Genomic DNA, 17,054 nt, shown 5'->3' on the forward strand with positions numbered 1-17,054 from the left:
CCGTGTCCCGACCCAGCACCATCGACCGGCTCCCCCCGGAAGTGCGCGACGCGCTGAATGGGTGGCTGCGCGACCCGGGCATCACCCAAACCGAGGCCACCGAGCGCGTCAACCTCTTGCTCGACGAGTTTGGGGCACCCCCAATCAGCCGCCACGCGGTCAACCGCTACGATCTCAGGATGCGGTCGGTGGGGCAGAAGCTGAGGGAAAGCCGCCAGGTTGCGGAGGTCTGGATCGCCAAGCTGGGGTCCGAGCCGGGCGGCCGCCTGGGCCATCTGGTCACCGAGCTGATCCGCAGTCTGGCCTTCGACCTGTCGCTCAAGCTCCAGGAGGGCGAGCTCACCGAGGAGTCCCTGCCAGGGGTTGTCAGCTTGGTCAACAAGCTCGCCCTGACAGCCCAGCGGGTCGAGCGGGCCTCTGACATCAGCCAGAACCGCGAGGCCAAGATCCGCCAGTCCGAGCGGGAAAAGGCCGCCGATATCGCCACCAGATCACTCTCCAGGCAGAAGGGCCTCTCCCCGGACACCATCGAAACCATCAAGCGCGACATCCTGGGGATCTCTTGATGACCGGGACCAGGGGCGTCCTGCTCCCCTACCAAAGCCGCTGGATCGCGGACAAGTCCGAGGTCAAGATCGCCGAAAAAAGCCGGCGGACGGGCCTGACCTGGGCCGAGGCGGCTGACGCGGTACTTGAAGCCGGAGCGGCCAATGGAGGCAGGAATCACAGCTATCTCGGGGCTGGGAAGGATATGGCCCAGGAGTTCATTGAGGCGGCCGCCATGTGGGCCAGGAAGTTCGACCAGGCTGCCGGCGAGATCGAGGAGGAACTGTTGGAGGATGAAGGCCGGGACATCCTCACTTTCGTGATCCGCTTTTCCAGCGGCCACAAGATCCAGGCCCTCAGCTCCCGGCCGGCCGGTCTGCGCGGCCGCAAGGGCAATGTGACGATTGACGAGGCGGCCTTCCACGATCGGTTGCCGGAGGTCCTCAAGGCCGCCCTGGCCCTGACCATGTGGGGCGGCAAGGTCCGGCTGATCTCGACCCACAACGGGGTCGGCAACCCCTTCAATGAGCTGATCGAAGACTGCCGGGCCGGCAGGAAACGCTACTCGATACACCGAGTCACGCTGGACGATGCCTGCAGCCAGGGGCTGTATCGCCGAATCTGCGGGGTGAACGGGGCCGAATGGAGCCCTCAGGCCGAAGAGCAGTGGAAGGAGAACCTGCTCTCCGACACCGCCACCCGCGAGGATGCCTTCGAGGAGTACTACTGCATCCCGAAGCAATCCGGCGGGGCCTATCTGTCCCGCGCCCTGATCGAGGCTTGCATGACAGAGGCCCCCGTCCTGCGGTTCGAGGGCCCGCCCGAGTTCGATCTCTGGTCCGAATTCCAGCGCCAGCAGGAGGTGTCCGACTGGTGCGAGGAGTACCTGGACCCCGTTCTCGAAACGCTTGACCCGGAGGAGCCCCACTGCTTCGGAGAGGACTTTGGACGGGTGGCCGATCTCACCGTCCTGGCCCCCATTGCCATCGGCCACAAGCTGGTCCACCGAGTCCCGTTTATGGTCGAACTCCGCAACGTCCCCTATAAGCAGCAGGAGCAGATCCTCTACTACGTGGTCGACCGGCTGCCGCGATTCCGGTCCGGGGCCCTCGATGCCCGGGGAAATGGTGGCTACCTGGCCGAGCAGGCCGCCTACCGCTACGGCCGCACCCGGATTGAGCCGGTTCAGGTCACCCAGGCCTGGTATCTGGAGAATATGCCCCCATTCAAGGCCAAGATCGAGGACAAGGAGATGGAGATCCCCCGGGACCGGGACCTGCTGGACGATCTCAGGGCACTCCAGGTTATCAAGGGCATCCCGAAACTGCCGGAGGTCAAGACCGGCGAGGGCAGAAACCGCCACGGCGACGGCGCCATCGCCTTGGCCATGGCCGACTACGCCGCCCGGCACAGCCCAGCGGTTTATGACTTCCACCGCGTCCCCAAGCTTGGCAGCCGGTCTTGGAGGGGGGACCGCCGCTTCCGTGACGCGGACAGGACCCGGCTGGTGCGGACAACGGGCGGCTTTCACAGAGGGTCACTATGAACGACAAACCGGGCACCCTCTACGGACCAGACGGTCGCCCCATCCAACTCCGCAGCCTGACCCGGGAGCGCGCCCGTCCCTCGTGGACCGGGCTGCGGCGGGTTTGGCAGCATGAGACCGTTGCCTCCGGTCTGACCCCCGAGCGGCTGGCGGCGGTACTGAGGGATGCCGACGAGGGCAACCCCCGCGACTTCCTGACCCTGGCCGAGGAGATGGAGGAGCGGGACCTGCACTACAGCTCCGTCCTGGCCACCCGCAAGCGGGCCGTCGCTCGCCTCAAACCGGTGGTCGAGGCGGCCTCTGATGATGCCAAAGACGTTGAGCTTGCCGACGCCGTCCGCTCTCTGGTCCGCCGGCCGCAGTTCTCCTCCATGGTAATCGACGCACTCGACGCCCTGGGCAAGGGCTACTCCCTGATCGAGATCCTCTGGAGCCGGGGGAAAAGCTGGGAGCCTGAGCACTATCAGTGGCGGGATCCCCGTTGGTTCGTACCGGACCGGGATGACGGAACCACGCTCCGACTCTATGACGAGGCGGAACCGGTCTACGGCGTGCCGCTTGAGCCTTACAAGTGGATCCAGTTTCGCCCCAAGATCAAGTCCGGGCTGCTCATCCGAGGCGGCCTCGCCCGCCTGGCCGCGATCGCCTACCTCTGCAAGTCTTTCACCGTCACCGACTGGGTGAGGTTCTCGGAGGTTTTCGGACAACCCTTCCGGGTGGGGAAGTACGGCCCCGATGCCACCGAGGAGGACATCGGCCGCCTGATCGCCGCCCTGGCCAACCTGGGGACCGACGCGGCGGCCGTCGTCCCCGAATCCATGATGATCGAATTCGCTACGGCGGGAGGCTCGGCCTCCTCCGGTGGCGGCCTGACCTACGAGAAGCTCTGCCTCTATCTCGACCGGCAGGTCTCGAAGGGAGTCGTCGGACAGACCATGACGGCCGACGAGGGGTCCTCCCGCTCCCAGGCCGAGGTTCACGACCTGGTGCGCCAGGAGATCACCGAATCCGATGCCCCGCAGCTGGCCGCCTGCCTCAATAGGGATCTGATCGAGCCCTATATCAAGCTGAATTGGGGTCCCCAGGAAGCCTATCCCGTGCTGACCCTGCCCCTGCCAGACTCTGGAGACATTGAGGTCCTCGCCTCCGCCTTGGAGAAGCTGGTGCCGCTCGGCCTTCGTGTCGGGGCCTCGACTATCCGGGACCGCATAGGCCTGCCCGAGCCCGCGAAAGACGCGGAGGTCCTGGGACAGCCTTCTGCGCTGCAGGACCCCGCGGCTCAGGCCAGAGCACTAAGACTTCGGGCAATCAGGACGGCCTTGTCCGCACAGGCAAAGCCCGTCCCGCCGCCCGACGCAATCGACGCTCTGCTCGACCAGGAGCTGGAGGACTGGGAGGAAATGATGGCCCCTTTGGTGGAGCCAGTCCAGAAGCTGCTCGAATCCGCCAAAGATCTGGAGGACTTCCACGCCAGGCTGGTCGAGCTGGTCGCTACCCTGAAGCCGGACCAAGTTGCCGATCTGCTGGCCCGAGCCGGCTTCGCCACCCGCCTGGGCGGCAACGTGGGAGCCGACATTGGCTAAGGTGGAGTATAAGGCCCTCCCACCCCAGGAGGCCGTCGAGTTCTTCAAGAGCAAGGGCTACAAGTTCGGCTTCGACTGGAGGGACGCTTGGCAGGAAGAACACTCCCAGGCCTTCACCGTAGCCAAGGCCATGAGGGCGGATCTGCTGGCCGACATCCGCCAGGAGGTCGAGGCCGCACTTACCCAGGGAACGACCCTCCGGCAGTTTCAGAAGCAGCTCACCCCCATCCTGCAAGCCAAAGGCTGGTGGGGTAAGAAGTTCGTCACTGACCCCAACACCGGCGAGCAAGTCAAGGCCCAGCTCGGCAGCCCCCGACGTCTTCGCGTCGTTTTCGACACCAACCTCCGTATGGCCTACGCCACGGGGCGCTGGGAGCGCATCAAGCGCCAAGCCAAGACCCGTCCCTATTTGCGCTACACCGCTGTCCTTGATGACCGCAACCGGCCCCAGCATAGGGCTTGGCACGGGACTATCCTCCGGGCAAATCATCCCTGGTGGAACACTCACGCCCCGCCTAATGGCTGGTTTTGCCGTTGCAAGGTGATCTCCCTGTCCGAGCGGCAAATGAAGCGCCGCGGCTGGAAGCAGAGTCCCGATCCGTCCGTCGAAGTGCGGGAGTGGACCAACAAGCGAACGGGCGAGGTCCTCCAGGTTCCCAAGGGGATCGACCCAGGCTTTGCCTACAACCCGGGCAAGGGCCGCGGCTTCAAGGGACCGCCCGCGCCTCCCCCCGATCCCAACAAGATCCCAGAGTTGGACCCCAAGATGGCCCTGGAGAGACACGTGGCCGGTCAGAAGGGTAGCAACGAGGGCGGCTTCTATCGGGGCGGTGACGGCGTCACCCGATATGTCAAGTTCTACCAAGACTCGACCCAGTCCTACAACGAGGCAGTGGCCAACCGCATTTATCGGGAACTGGGAATTCAGGCCCCGAAGTCGGCCCTGGTTCGCCGCGAAGGAAAGCTCGCCCTGGCGTCGGAGATCATTGATAACAGCGGGACTCTGGGCAAGACGGCACGGACCCTGACCAAGGCCCGCGCCGAGAAGGTTCTGCAAGGCTTCGCTGCTGACGTGTGGCTCGCAAACTGGGACGCCGTGGGTCTCTCGCTCGACAATATTGTCCTGGCCGGAAACAAGCTCGCCCGGATCGACCAGGGAGGGTCTCTGCTGTTCCGCGCCCGGGCAGGCCGCAAGCCCCTGGAGCGCCTGGAGAAGCTGTCCGAGTGGGAGGGCTTCGCCCCTGGCGGGCGGAATCCTGCTTATACCAAGGTGTTCGAAAAAGCCGGCTTGGCCAGTGCCGACGAGCTGGGCAATAGGGCGATCCGCCAGATAAACGAGATCAAGAAGCTCGGGAAGCGGACCCGCAACTTCGCCGACCTGGTGCCCAAGGTCAAGGGAATATCGGAGGACGACCGCAAGGCGATCCTGGACCTGTTACGGCGGCGGGCCAGGCTGCTTGAGACCCAGATCATCCCACAGATCCGCGAAGCGCTGAAACAGGCTGGCGACCTACCGGCCCACGAGCTCAGCATCAAGCGGCGAATGGGAGCCCAATTTCGGCAGCTGCTCAATGCCGGCCTCTCAAAAATCAGAGCCGGCGCCCCGCGCCACGGCATGAGCGACGCCGAACTGGCGGTCCTCTACGCTTACACAACCTCCGGGACGTGGGGTTACGGTCGCATAAACCGGGCCTTGCGGGCGGGTCGCCGAACGGAGAACGACTATCGAGACACCCTCAACTCCGCCCTGAGCAAGCTGCCGGTCAAGACGGGGAGGATGACACGCGGCGCCACGCTTCCTGCCGGGAAGGTGGAGGAATACAAGCGAGTGGGCAACACGGTAACCGAGGAGGCCTTCACCAGCAGCGCGACCGGGCAGACCAGGTTCGGCGGCGATCACTTTCTTGTGGTACAATCAAGAAACGGACGTTCGGTCAAAGAATACTCAGCCTACCGTAGCGAGAACGAGGTGCTATTCGCGGCGGGGAGCCGGTTCAAAGTCCTGGAAGTCGAGCACTTGGGCGGCCGGCGTTATAAATTCGTCGTGGAGCAAGTGGACTAAAATGCCGACAGCGGCAGACCTCACACCCGAAGAACAAACCCATGTCCAGGCAGCGCAGGATCTTTTCAGCCTGGCCGAAAAGATGGAGGCGAGGGTCCTGGAGAAGTTCGACGGCGACCAGGACCAGGCCGACGTGGCTCGGAAGCTGAGACCTAGGAACGCAAAGCAGGAGCGAGCCTGGAAGCAAGCCCGGGAACCCGAACTCCACAAGGCGGCGGCGGAGGTCACCGACCCTTGGGGGGTCGACTTCGTGGCAGACTTCCATAATATCGGCCTGGAAGAGCGGGACCAGTTCGGCCGGACCCCGCTGCACATGGCCGCGTGGTTCAACAATACCCCTGCCGTAATCCGAGCCCTGTTGGACCTTGGGGCCAACCTGGAAGCGAAGGATCCGGCGGGTAACACCCCCCTCCACATGGCCGCGTGGTTCAACGACACCCCGTCCGTGATCAAGGCCTTGCTGGAGGCCGGAGCTGACCGGGACGCCAGGGACCGGTTCGGCCGCACCCCCTGGGACTATGCTGAGGACCGGATCGCCCTTGCTGAAGCCTCCGAAGACGCCAGTCTAGCGCAGGGGCTTCGGCAGGCTTTTGAATTGAATTAGCGCCCAGCCTACTCGCAAACACCCGTTCCCCCAATCTGCTTGATCCCCGAGTACGCTCAATTCTCTCCGTCGCCGACCGTGTATACCTAGTAGCAGGAGATAAGAGCGGTTGGGTGAGGGTTGACGTAGGGCGGCGTTTCGGCAATGAGGGGAGAGGTGCACACAGATCGGACCTTACGATCACCTGGATGACTGTGTGGTCACTCGACGTCGTGGATCGGATGATAGTTGCTGTTACCGGGGTGGATGGCAAGTAGTTGCGGTATTGTAATCTGGTGGGGTGAGGCGTGGATTACTCCTCCTCATTCTCGTCCTCATCCTTCTCCTTCCCCTCGTCATCTTTAAACTTAATCCCCTTTAACGCTTCCAAGATTTCATCCACATCGGAAACCTTCGGGGAGAACGCTGTCGGTGACAAATTCCATGGGTTATAGGGATTACCAACGAACCCCTTAGGACTGATCGCCCCCAGGGGCCGAACAGTGTTTGCCCTTAAAGACTCGTCCATTTGGGTGAGATGCTCCAATATCTCTTCCTTGGTATTTTGCATTTGTCGGTCTTGTTCTCTGGAAAGCTTAAGGATCTCTTCCAGTATTTCGGGAACTGGTCGTTCTTGGGGATTAGTATCCTGAGGAACCTCATTGAGCTTCGCCTCCAATTCACCCCAAAGAACACCGAATAGCCGATCGAGAGAGCTACTGGGAAGCTGTCGATCTCCGAGTGCGTTGTTCAACGTCTCAACTAATTTAAGGGTTCCGCTTTTGTCTGCTAGAGTAGCCTGAAACTGGGTGAGAGGCCCGTCAAGCTGTGAGTGCTGGATATCGAACAAGTAAGGGCATACTAATGCCTCATCGAACACCTTGGAGAGAGCGCCTGATTCAAACATGATCCAAGGATTTAACATGTTGTCTCGTGTAACACAAATAATCCCTGCCTTGGACTCCGCGAGTTGTTTAGCCATCTCTGAAGACCACCGAGAACCTGCCGACAGGTCTTGATCTGACATCCATGGGGCGGCATTCTGAAGCACTAAGGGAAGCCAAGCTCTAAGGCATTCTGCAATATGCCGACTTCTTTTTCCCGACCAACTGATGAACACCTTCATGGTTCACCTCTCATCGTCTCCTTGAAGAGACAATTGCTATTGGGTTTCGGTTTGACACCCGGCGTCATTTCGGAGCTCTATATGCGGATGGCCAAGAAAGTCTCGGTACTATAAGCTTTGAGGGTAGCGACCCCCGGAATTCTCCCATCCTCGGAAACGACCCCTTTGACCGATTCGGACACCCTCACTGCGGAGCCTTGGATGCTAACCACCTCTTGCGGCTTTCTCCCGATTCGATGCCGAGCAGTTCAAGGTGGGCTAAGGCTCGTTGCGCACGTTTAGGTAACTCGCGTTCTTCTTTCCACAACTCGATCAATTCGTCACCTATAGCTCTTCGGCGGTCCGCTGATGGCCACGGGACAAGGAGTTTCCCCACGTCGGGCCAATAGGTTGTATACCGACCAGAACCCGGCGACATGGATTGCATGTCAGCCCGCAATTCGTGGGACCGCAGGACCGACCACAAAAACGCGGCGTCAAAAAGCGTTTCACAATCGAAAACCGTGTAGCTCGACCGTGATACAAGTGCGCCATCCAGCTCAGGAGGAACGACACCTATTGCTCCATCGGTTGCACGGATGGTGGAGAAGACGATTTGCCCTGCAGTCACTCTCTGCATGAGTGCCTCGCGGATCTTCTGTCCGATCTGCTTCTTTTCAACCTTGCACTTTCCTTCGTAGGACACCTTCAGCATTGAAAACCGTACATCAGGGAAATCGGACGGACGTATGGGATTATCTACAGCATTGACCACTGTTTCCAACCTTCTGGTCGACACCCCTTGCGTTCTCCACTTAGCGGCCATGCGACCGAATAGCGGGACGCAATTGCGCAGGTCAAGCCGATCATCTAAGCGGTCCGAACCCAAGACGCCCATACTCCCGTCAGCGGCGGCAGCATTGTCACCACGGAGATAGCGATGGTAACCAGAGACGATGCGTTTCGTTTCCTCCTCTGCTTTTCGCCGTGCTTCCTGCACGTCACCCTCTGATGCCTTCGAGTTCAAATTGTCCTTGCCAATATATTCTGCAAAGAAGTAGAACCAGTCCGGTTGCGTATCTCCCGAAGATGATTTCTTCTCCAGAATGAGGACGGAGGTTTTGACCCTCGATCCGGATCTCCTGAACGTGTCACCCGGAAGCGAGACTATCGCGCGAACTAGGAAGCGCGACCGAATGAATTCCCTCACGTAGCCAAAATCACCGCTCGACAATAGGGTTTCGTCGATGACGGTCACAAGTCGACCACCAGGTCGTAACACATCGCAATATCGTTCTAGAAACATGACACTTGAGCGAAGGGATGGCCTTATCGCAGAGGATGTAGCCGACCGTCTAGATAGTGCGTATTGCTCAAGAACCCGCCTTTCGGAAGGGTTCTTGAACTCCTTCGCCATTGAGAACGGCGGATTGGTCAGCACTACATCGAAACGGACCTGGCCCAACTTGTCGCGTAGTTCCTCCATGTTCTGAATGATTTCTGGATCATCCATCGCCCCATCGTCTACGATTTTGTCGAGGGCGTCCGCGTAGTAGATTCTGCTGCCGCCATCTCCGTGCAGATACATGTTGATTCGGGCAATCCTAGCCAACGGCGGGTCTTTCCCGTAATCGATGCCGAATATGCATTCGTTTGCAACTTTCTCTATAAGGGTCTCTCTCTCGCCTGTGGACAGGCTGGCGTTGCTCCGCACCTTATTTCGCATTACCGTAAGGGCTTCAATCAAGAAGCCGCCAGATCCACAGCAACCGTCTATCACCTTGTCCTGATGCTCTCTGGTAACTCGAAGGTCAGCGGCTTCCGTCATCATCTTCACCACCGAGCGGGGCGTAAAGAACTGTCCAAGTTCACGACCGCGCATGGTTGCATTCAGAAATGTCTCAAATAGCCGCCCATTCAAGTCTTCGTCGATACCGAACAGATCGACATGTTCCAAGCGCCTCACGACGTCAAGAATCGTATCGGGCCGGAGCCCCAGGTCTTCGTTCTGGTTAAATATCCGCTTCTTTCTTCGTAGCCCTATTTCCTTCTCGATTTCCCCGCGAAGACGGATGAACATGTCGTTGATTGGGTTCTCTATTCCCTCCTTGTTTCGTTCCTCTACCCAGTGTGCCGAGAAAGTTACGGCACTCCGCGGGAGCGCGACGTCGGTGGGACTACCGCTGAATAAGTACCCCGTGAGGTGGTTGTTCCGCAAAATCTGGTCAGCCCACAGCTTCACGAACATCAGTTTCACGAAAGCGAAGAACGCGGGGCCTGGACCATATCCCTCCGACTTCCAGATGACCTTGTGACACTGGACAAAGAGCTGCACTGCGCGGGAGGTAGTAACGCGTGAAAACTTAAACTTCAACGCCTCGGTCGCCAGTGGCGCAGCTACCGAAGTTGAAACAAATTGGGGTCCGATGGTGCGCTTCAGGTGCTCCCATCGCGGATTTCCCCAAGCGAAGTCGGTAAAGTCCAGCGTGATGAGCGGTTCGTCCTTGTCCCATTCATAGAGGACCGTTTTCAAGCCATTCGACAAGACGAAAAACCGCACTGGGTTCTCGTCGGCGTACTTTCTGTTAAGCGCGAGGCAATAGCCGCTACATTGTTCTATCCAGTCATTCAGGTCTTCGTCTGTTCCCTTTGCGTCAACGATGCAACGTGGAACTCCCTGGAACAATAGGGCATAGTCCGGCTTGTACTTCACGAGCTTGTGCCCTAGACCCACCTTAAGGGCACTGAGGCTGTGCTTGGTTTTGATTTGATTGTCGGCGTAGCCGAGGTACTTCAACAGGCGTGAAACAAAGAAATGTTCTACGGAGGCTTCGTTGTTGAGATCGGACGAACGACAGAAGATATTGCGAGCTGAACCGCCCAGATCCTCCAGAATCGTCCTCCTCGGTGGACCGAAGGGCAACATGAATCAGATCTCTCCTGATGGCGAGCTGCCGCTGTGGTTCACAGTATCATGCGTGGAGCCTACCATATTCCCATGTCCACTCGCATTATCCGTCTAGAATGAAGAGACACTACCACCCTGTACCAGTTCGTCCCACCGCCGGAAACCACCCTTTTCGGGTACTCTGTCCGCAGCTTCACCCCTGAAATCTTCATCTTGTTTCACCCTTCCACGCCCCGCATCATGCCCCCATGAAGCGACGGTCCGCCCTGTGCATCGACCTGGCCGCGCTGGCGGCTGAAGGAGCCCCTGAATGGGTGCAACTGCTCCCGGCCGGGCCCAAGGTTGAGGGACGGGACGGCCGCTCCTGGACCATGCACTCTCCCGAGGCGGTGGTCGCGCTCAGCCTGGCCGACAGGGACCGGCTGCCGCTGGACGAGGAGCACTCAACCGAGCTCAAGGCGCCCAAGGGCGAGCCCGCGCCGGCTGCCGGCTGGATCGTTGCCTTGGAGGTTCGGGAGGAAGCCATCTGGGGCCGGGTGGAGTGGACTGAACGCGGGCGCCATGCAGTCGAGTCCAAAGAGTACCGCTATCTGTCGCCTGTCTTTCGTTTTGACTATGAGTCCGGAGAGATTCACCGGCTGACCTCGGCCGGGCTCACCAATAGCCCCAACTTCGACATGCAGGCGCTAAACCGCCAGGAGGCATCCATGGAATTCTTAAAGAAGATCGCCAAGGCGCTGGGACTGGCCGAGACCTCCACCGAGGACCAGGTACTGGAGGCGCTCAACCGGCAGAAGGCCGACCTGGAAACCGCCCGCAATCAGGCCGAAAATCCCAGCTTGGAGCGGTTCGTCCCCCGGGCCGACTACGACAAGGCCCTCAACCGGGCGACGGAAGCCGAGCAGAAGCTCACCGAGCACCAGACCCAAGCCCGCGATAGGGAAATCGAGGCCGAGATCTCCAAGGCCCTGGAAGCCGGCAAGATCACCCCGGCCACCAAGGACTATCACACGGCGCAGTGCCGCCAGGAGGGTGGCCTGGAGCGGTTCAAGAAATTCGTGGAAGCGGCCCCCGTCCTGGCCGACCCATCGGGCATCCAGGGCGATCCGCCCTCGAGCGGTCCGGCCCTGAACGCCGAGGAGAAGCAGATCAGCGCCATGTTCGGCAATTCGGCCGAGGAGCTCAACAAGCACGCCCCAGCCAATTGAGGCGTTGGAGCGCCGGTATTGGATCGGGCGGTGCTGAGACGGGTTGCTCGGAGTGCGCAAGGAGTTTTCGGACAGTTTTGGTCAACATCAAAGGAGTCCAAGATGGCCGCATTGAAAGCTGACAGGAATACGCCCTATCGGGACGGCAGCCTGGTGACCTACAAGGTCGCCGCCGGCGCCAAGATCTTCGCCGGGAGTATGGTTTCCCTCGACGGCGGATACGCCAAGGCCATGGTCAAGGAGGCTGACAAGGCCTTGGCCGGCCGGGCCGAGGAGTTCGTCGACAACACGGGTGGCAGCGCCGGCGACAAGATGGTCCTTGTGCGGCGGGGAGTGGCCTTCAAGTGGGCCAACGCTGCCGCGGCCGGTGCGATCAAGCAAGCCGACGTCGGAGCCAAGGCTTACGCCGTCGATGACCAGACGGTCACCAAGACCGCCGCCGGTGCCACTTCAGTGGGCGAGGTCCTGGAAGTCGACAGCGACGGCGTCTGGGTCCTCTAGGCCGGGCGGTTTTTCGCCGGCAACGTCAACCATTACAAGGAGGAGCGATGCTTGTTAACCGCTCGAATCTGCAAATCATCTTCAGGAACCTGAAGACCAGCTTCCAGAAGTCCTTCGACGCCGCCGAGGTCCAGTGGCCCAAGTTCGCCATGCTGATCCCCTCCACGGGGGAGCTGAACGACTACTCCTGGATCGAGTACTTCCCGAAGATGCGGGAGTGGGTCGGGGAAAAGGTCATCAAGAGCCTGTCGGGCAAGCGTTACGAGCTGCGCAACAAGGACTTCGAGGCCACCATCGAAGTCGACCGCAACCATATCGAGGACGACCAGCTCGGCATCTACAGGCCCATGGCCGAAATGGCTGGCTACTCGGCCCGCCAGTTGCCGGACGAGCTGATGTTCGCGGTCCTGTCGGGCGGCTGGAATGGCGAGTGCTTCGACGGCAAGAAGTTCTACGCCGACGACCACCCCGTCGGCGGCGGCGCGGCCTCCAACCAGTTCACCAAGGCCCTGGACGTCTCGACCTACGCCAAGGCCAAGGAGAGCTACGGCGCGGCCGTGGTGCGGATGCAGAATTTCAAGGACGACGAGGGCCGGCCGCTCAACATCATGCCGAACGTGCTGGTCGTTCCTCCGGCACTCAGGGATTCGGCCCGCGTCCTGATGAGTGCCGAGTTCTTCAAGAACCGGGAGCCCAACCCTTACAGGGGCGAGTGCGTGGTCGTGTCCGACCCAAGGCTCGCAACCGCCACCGAGTGGCACCTGCTCGACACCTCCAAGCCCATGGGCGCCCTGATCTACCAGGAGCGCAAGAAGCCCGTCTTCCTGGAGCAGACCGACATGAGCGGCGGGTCGGCGCCCGACAGCGTGTTTATGCAGCGGAAGTACCGTTACTCGGTGGAGTGCCGGGGAGCGGGCGGATACGGCTTCTGGCAGATGGCCCACGGCTCCAAGGGCACCGGATAATCGCTTCTACTCCTGCGCACGCGGCCAGGATCTTCGGTTCGCCGGGGATCCTGGCCGCTGATCTTTATGGCCTACGCAACCGTCCAGGACTGCATCGACCGCAAGGACCAGGACCTGCTGCTAGTCCTGCTGGACCTCACCGAGCCCGCGGATCTGGCTTCCTCCGCCCAGCTAGGGGAGGCCCTCGACGATGCGACCCAGGAGATCGACGGCTACCTGGGAGCCCGCTACACCCTGCCGCTCCCCACCGCCCCCAAGTTGCTCAAGCGCTATGCGATCGACATCGCGCTCTACCAAATCGCCAGCGAGGCCGACAAGGCTACCGACGAGCTGCGGCTGCGCTACACGGACGCGGTGAAGCTGCTGGAGAAGATCTCCAAGGGCACCGTCACCCTGGGACTGCCCGAGCCGGAGCCCAAGACGGTCGGCGGGGTCAAGTTCACTGGATCGCCTCCCCGGTTCAAGCGGGGAAGCATGGCCGGTTTGAGGACCTGACAATGGCAGGCGTCCTGCTCAAGCTCGATACGAAGGAGACGGATTGGCTCTCCAGCCGACTGAGGGAAACCGCTGCCAAGTTCAACAACCTTCAGGACCTGATGGAGGAGATCGGGGAGCACCTGGTTTCATCCACCCTTCTTCGCTTCGAGCGGGCCGACAGTCCCGAGGGCACGCCCTGGGCGCCCTGGTCGGAGGCCTACGCAGCCAAGCGCGAGGGCGGCGCCATGCTGATGGACTCGGAGCGTCTGGCGGGGTCGATCACCTACCAGGCGGGTCCGGAGCAGGTAGAGGTGGGCTCGAACGTGATCTATGCCGCCATCCACCAAGCCGGTGGCGAGGATGTCGGCATCCCCATCCCGGCCCGTCCCTACCTGGGCATCAGCCCGGATGAGGAGATCGAGGTGCTTGAGATCATCAGCGACTGGGAGCAGAAACAGCTGGAGGCCGCCTAGCATGTATAGGACCCGCACCAATGAGTTCCTGGAGGCCGTGGCGGCCGAGATCCAGGCCTGGCTCCCCGAGCTGAAGACCTGCGAGGGCCACGACGGCCGCTTCGATCTGGCCGAGCTCAAGCGCCGCGCGCTGAAGACACCAGCCGTCCTGGTGTCCTGCGGCGGGACCACATCAGTTGAGGAGCGGGGCGACGAGGGGATCAATTCTACTCGTCAGTGGACCGCCTTCGTGCTCACCAGGGACGCACCGGGACTCTCCCGGGGCGAGGCCGCCCGCAACCTAGTCGACGCCCTGGAGTTTCTGATCCTTCTGGGAGCCATCCGGACAGAGGAGAAGACCGGAGTCCAGCGCCAGTCCAACCGCTGGGGTCTCAGGGGCGTGGGACAGCCCGAGCAGCTCCGCAGCCAGAACCTCTATAGCGGGACCATCGACAAGAAGGGCGTGGCGCTGTGGGCCGTGTCCTGGAGGCAGACACTGAGCCTGCGGCCGCTGACCGAGGAGGAAGACTGCCCCATCCCCAGCCACGTCTACCTGGGCCAGGCGCCCGAGATCGGGACCGGCCACGAAGCGGACTATGAGAGGGTGAGCTGAAGCGCTACCAGGACTTCCACCTCAGTGAGCTGGCCCGCCGCCTCGAGAATCTCATCCGGATCGGGACCATTGCCGAGGTCGAAGCCGACAAGGCCAGGACCCGAGTCCAATACGCTGAGACCGATGACGGCTTGCCGGTATTGACCGGCTGGCTGCCCTGGATGACGACCAGGGCCGGTGATGACAGGAACTGGTGGGCGCCAAGCATCGGTGAGCAGGTCCTGATCCTGTCGCCCTCGGGCGAGCTGGCAGCCGGGGTGGTCCTGCCGGCGCTCTACCGGAAGGCGCACCCCGCTCCGGAAAGCGATCCCGGCAAGCACACCAGGCTCTACCGGGACGGGGCTCGGATCGAATACGACGCCGGAGCGCACAAGCTGAAGGCAGTCCTTCCCGCGGGAGGCACGGCCGTGATGGTCGCCGACGGCGGGGTCTCCATCACCGGAAACGTGACCGTCGCCGGCAACGTGGCCGTGACCGGCCGGATCGACGCGACCGAGGACATCGAATCCGAGAAGAACGTCGAGGACAAGAACGGCACCATGCAGGAGATGCGGGATACCTACAACCAGCACAGGCACCCGCCGACTGGCGTGACGCCGCAGATGGACTGAGAGATCGATGAGTGGAATGAACGCCAAAACCGGCCGCCGACTAGAGGGCATCGATCACCTCCGCCAGTCCATCCGAGACATCCTGACCACCCCGATCGGCTCGCGCGTGATGCGGCGGGAGTACGGGTCGAACCTTTGGCGCTTGGTGGACGCGCCACTTTCGGGAGGGCTGCTGACCGATATCTACGCCGCCACCGCCGAGGCCCTGGACCGCTGGGAGCCGCGCTTCCGCTTGGTGCGGGTGCGGGCCCGCGAGGCCGGCCCCGGCAAAGTCAGCCTGGACCTGGAAGGAGAGTATCTGGTGTCGGGTGAAACGGTCCGATTGGAGGGGGTGCTGATCCAGTGACTCTCGATCTGTCGCAATTACCCGCCCCGAATGTAGTGGAGTCGCTAAGCTTCGAGCAGATCCGGGCCGAGCAGATCGCCAACCTCCGCACCTACTGGCCCGAACTGGATGCGGAGGAACTGGAATCCGAGCCGGTGATCAAGCTCCTGGAGGCCACCAGCTACCGCGAACTGCTGCTGCGCCAGCGGATCAACGACGCCGCCCGAAGCGTGATGCTGGCCACGGCCGCCGGCGCCGATCTGGACCAGTTGGCCGCGCTGTTTGCGGTAGAGCGAGCCATCGTGATCCCAGCCGATCCGGACGCCCGTCCGCCCGTCGAAGCGGTGCTCGAAAGCGATGCCCGGTTGCGCGAGCGGACTCAGCAGGCCATCGAGGGGTTTACCAGCGCCGGCTCGGCCGGAGCCTACCAGTTTCACGCCCTCACCGCCGACCCCCGTGTGAGGAGCGTCTCGGTCCGCTCGCCGGCACCTGGCGAAGTCACGCTGACCCTGCTCTCGAACGAAGGGGACGGAATCCTGCGAGGGGACCTGCTCCAGGTGGTGCGGGGCTATTTCAGCAACAGCCGGATCCGGCCGCTGACCGATACCGTGACGGTCGAGGGTCCGGAGATGGTGCCCTACCAGATTGCCGCCGTCCTTTCAATCCCGGACGGGCCCGACTCCGAAGCGGTGAGGACAGCGGCCGAAAAGGCCGTCCGCACCTACGCCCTGGCGCAGCACCGTCTCGGCGGGACAGTAGCGCGCTCAGGCATTCTCGCCGGCGCGCACGTTCCCGGGGTGGACCGCGTGCAGCTGACCCACCCTGCGGCAGATGTGGTCTGCACTGCCAGGCAGGCTCCCTGGCCCACTACCGAAGCCAACGCGGCCTATACGGCCAGCCCGGGTCCGGACGGCCATCCGGCAAACGGCATCGAGGTGACGATTGGCTGATCTTCTGCCGCCCAACGCGACCCCGCTGGAGCAGGCCTGGTCGGAGGCCATCGGTCAACGGCTTGATCGGATCGAAGTCCCGCTGCGATCGCTCTGGGACCCGCAGACCTGTCCGCTGCCGCTGTTGCCCTGGCTGGCCTGGGCGCTGAGCGTCGATGCCTGGGACCCGGCCTGGGACGAGCAGACCAAGCGCCGGGTGGTGTCGGAGGCAATCGCGGTTCACCGGGTCAAAGGGACCACCGGCTCGCTGCGGCGGGCCCTGGACGCCCTGGGCGCGATCTACGACCTGGAGGAACTGAGTGGGGCGGATCACCACCGCATCCGGCTCACGCTGCGCAACTCGGCCGAGCTCGCGCTGCACGGCGTGTCGCAGATCGTACCGACCGTCGAGAGGGTCAAGCGGGCCTCGGTTCACTACACGCTGCGGATCGCAGCCTCGACCGCCGGCGCCATCCAGGCGGCTGCCGGGATTGCCGGTTTCGTTTTTCCCGAGCCGTTGCGCCTTCGGATCGAGGCGCCCCTGGCGCTATCGCTCCGTCCAGGAATCGCCGTCGGCCAGGCGGCGCTGCTGGCCCCCGCTCCGCTGTGGGTGCGCTGGTCGGCGTAGATAGGAGAAGCA

Annotated in this window: 17 protein-coding genes; 15 read left to right on the forward strand and 2 right to left on the reverse strand. The window is 62.1% G+C overall.

Annotated features, from left to right (window positions below):
* Window positions 1–2 precede the first annotated feature (2 nt).
* Genes OXI69_15470 through OXI69_15490 form a run of 5 tightly spaced genes read left to right on the forward strand, consistent with a single transcriptional unit; the run spans window position 3 to window position 6,341 of the window.
* Window positions 3–566 (forward strand): DUF3486 family protein, encoded by a 564-nt coding sequence (locus OXI69_15470; protein MDE2667539.1) that lies wholly within the window; start codon window positions 3–5, stop codon window positions 564–566.
* The gene (locus OXI69_15475) at window positions 566–2,092 is read left to right on the forward strand and encodes a hypothetical protein (protein MDE2667540.1); all 1,527 of its coding nucleotides are present in this window, start codon (window positions 566–568) and stop codon (window positions 2,090–2,092) included. Before OXI69_15470 ends, OXI69_15475 begins: the two co-directional genes overlap by 1 nt.
* Window positions 2,089–3,675, forward strand: coding sequence for a DUF935 domain-containing protein (locus OXI69_15480; GenBank protein MDE2667541.1), 1,587 nt, complete (start codon window positions 2,089–2,091; stop codon window positions 3,673–3,675). The genes OXI69_15475 and OXI69_15480 overlap by 4 nt, the downstream gene beginning before the upstream one ends.
* A 1-nt stretch (window position 3,676) precedes the next feature.
* Window positions 3,677–5,737, forward strand: coding sequence for a phage minor head protein (locus OXI69_15485; protein MDE2667542.1), 2,061 nt, complete (start codon window positions 3,677–3,679; stop codon window positions 5,735–5,737).
* 1 nt (window position 5,738) lies between these two features.
* On the forward strand, window positions 5,739–6,341 hold the full coding sequence (locus OXI69_15490; protein ID MDE2667543.1) for an ankyrin repeat domain-containing protein: 603 nt from the start codon (window positions 5,739–5,741) through the stop codon (window positions 6,339–6,341).
* Window positions 6,342–6,633: 292 nt separating this feature from the next.
* On the opposite strand, the gene OXI69_15495 is transcribed toward OXI69_15490, so the two are convergent.
* Both OXI69_15495 and OXI69_15500 read right to left on the reverse strand, forming a co-directional pair.
* Entirely contained in the window at window positions 6,634–7,446 is an 813-nt protein-coding gene (locus OXI69_15495; protein ID MDE2667544.1) for a toll/interleukin-1 receptor domain-containing protein, read from the reverse strand.
* A 184-nt stretch (window positions 7,447–7,630) separates the two neighbouring features.
* Window positions 7,631–10,351, reverse strand: a complete 2,721-nt coding sequence (locus OXI69_15500) for an N-6 DNA methylase (protein MDE2667545.1) — start codon at window positions 10,349–10,351, stop codon at window positions 7,631–7,633.
* Between the two features lie 230 nt (window positions 10,352–10,581).
* On the opposite strand from OXI69_15500, the gene OXI69_15505 reads away from it, so the two are divergent.
* The 10 genes from OXI69_15505 to OXI69_15550 all read left to right on the forward strand — a co-directional run bounded on the left by OXI69_15505 (window position 10,582) and on the right by OXI69_15550 (window position 17,042).
* Window positions 10,582–11,541 (forward strand): hypothetical protein, encoded by a 960-nt coding sequence (locus OXI69_15505; protein ID MDE2667546.1) that lies wholly within the window; start codon window positions 10,582–10,584, stop codon window positions 11,539–11,541.
* 102 nt (window positions 11,542–11,643) lie between these two features.
* A complete protein-coding gene (locus OXI69_15510; protein ID MDE2667547.1) occupies window positions 11,644–12,042 on the forward strand; it encodes a hypothetical protein in 399 nt (132 codons plus the stop codon).
* Between the two features lie 47 nt (window positions 12,043–12,089).
* Complete coding sequence (locus OXI69_15515) at window positions 12,090–13,007, forward strand: Mu-like prophage major head subunit gpT family protein (GenBank protein ID MDE2667548.1); 918 nt, start codon at window positions 12,090–12,092, stop codon at window positions 13,005–13,007.
* 66 nt (window positions 13,008–13,073) lie between these two features.
* A complete protein-coding gene (locus tag OXI69_15520) occupies window positions 13,074–13,502 on the forward strand; it encodes a DUF1320 domain-containing protein (GenBank protein MDE2667549.1) in 429 nt (142 codons plus the stop codon).
* Window positions 13,503–13,504: 2 nt separating this feature from the next.
* A complete protein-coding gene (locus tag OXI69_15525) occupies window positions 13,505–13,957 on the forward strand; it encodes a phage virion morphogenesis protein (GenBank protein MDE2667550.1) in 453 nt (150 codons plus the stop codon).
* 1 nt (window position 13,958) lies between these two features.
* A complete protein-coding gene (locus OXI69_15530; protein MDE2667551.1) occupies window positions 13,959–14,549 on the forward strand; it encodes a hypothetical protein in 591 nt (196 codons plus the stop codon).
* 29 nt (window positions 14,550–14,578) lie between these two features.
* A complete protein-coding gene (locus OXI69_15535) occupies window positions 14,579–15,160 on the forward strand; it encodes a phage baseplate assembly protein V (protein MDE2667552.1) in 582 nt (193 codons plus the stop codon).
* Between the two features lie 7 nt (window positions 15,161–15,167).
* Window positions 15,168–15,506, forward strand: a complete 339-nt coding sequence (locus OXI69_15540; GenBank protein MDE2667553.1) for a GPW/gp25 family protein — start codon at window positions 15,168–15,170, stop codon at window positions 15,504–15,506.
* A complete protein-coding gene (locus tag OXI69_15545) occupies window positions 15,503–16,435 on the forward strand; it encodes a baseplate J/gp47 family protein (protein MDE2667554.1) in 933 nt (310 codons plus the stop codon). Before OXI69_15540 ends, OXI69_15545 begins: the two co-directional genes overlap by 4 nt.
* Window positions 16,428–17,042, forward strand: a complete 615-nt coding sequence (locus tag OXI69_15550; GenBank protein ID MDE2667555.1) for a phage tail protein I — start codon at window positions 16,428–16,430, stop codon at window positions 17,040–17,042. The genes OXI69_15545 and OXI69_15550 overlap by 8 nt, the downstream gene beginning before the upstream one ends.
* Window positions 17,043–17,054 lie beyond the last annotated feature (12 nt).

The organism is Acidobacteriota bacterium, assembly GCA_028875575.1.
Lineage (GTDB): Bacteria > Acidobacteriota > Terriglobia > Versatilivoradales > Versatilivoraceae > Versatilivorator.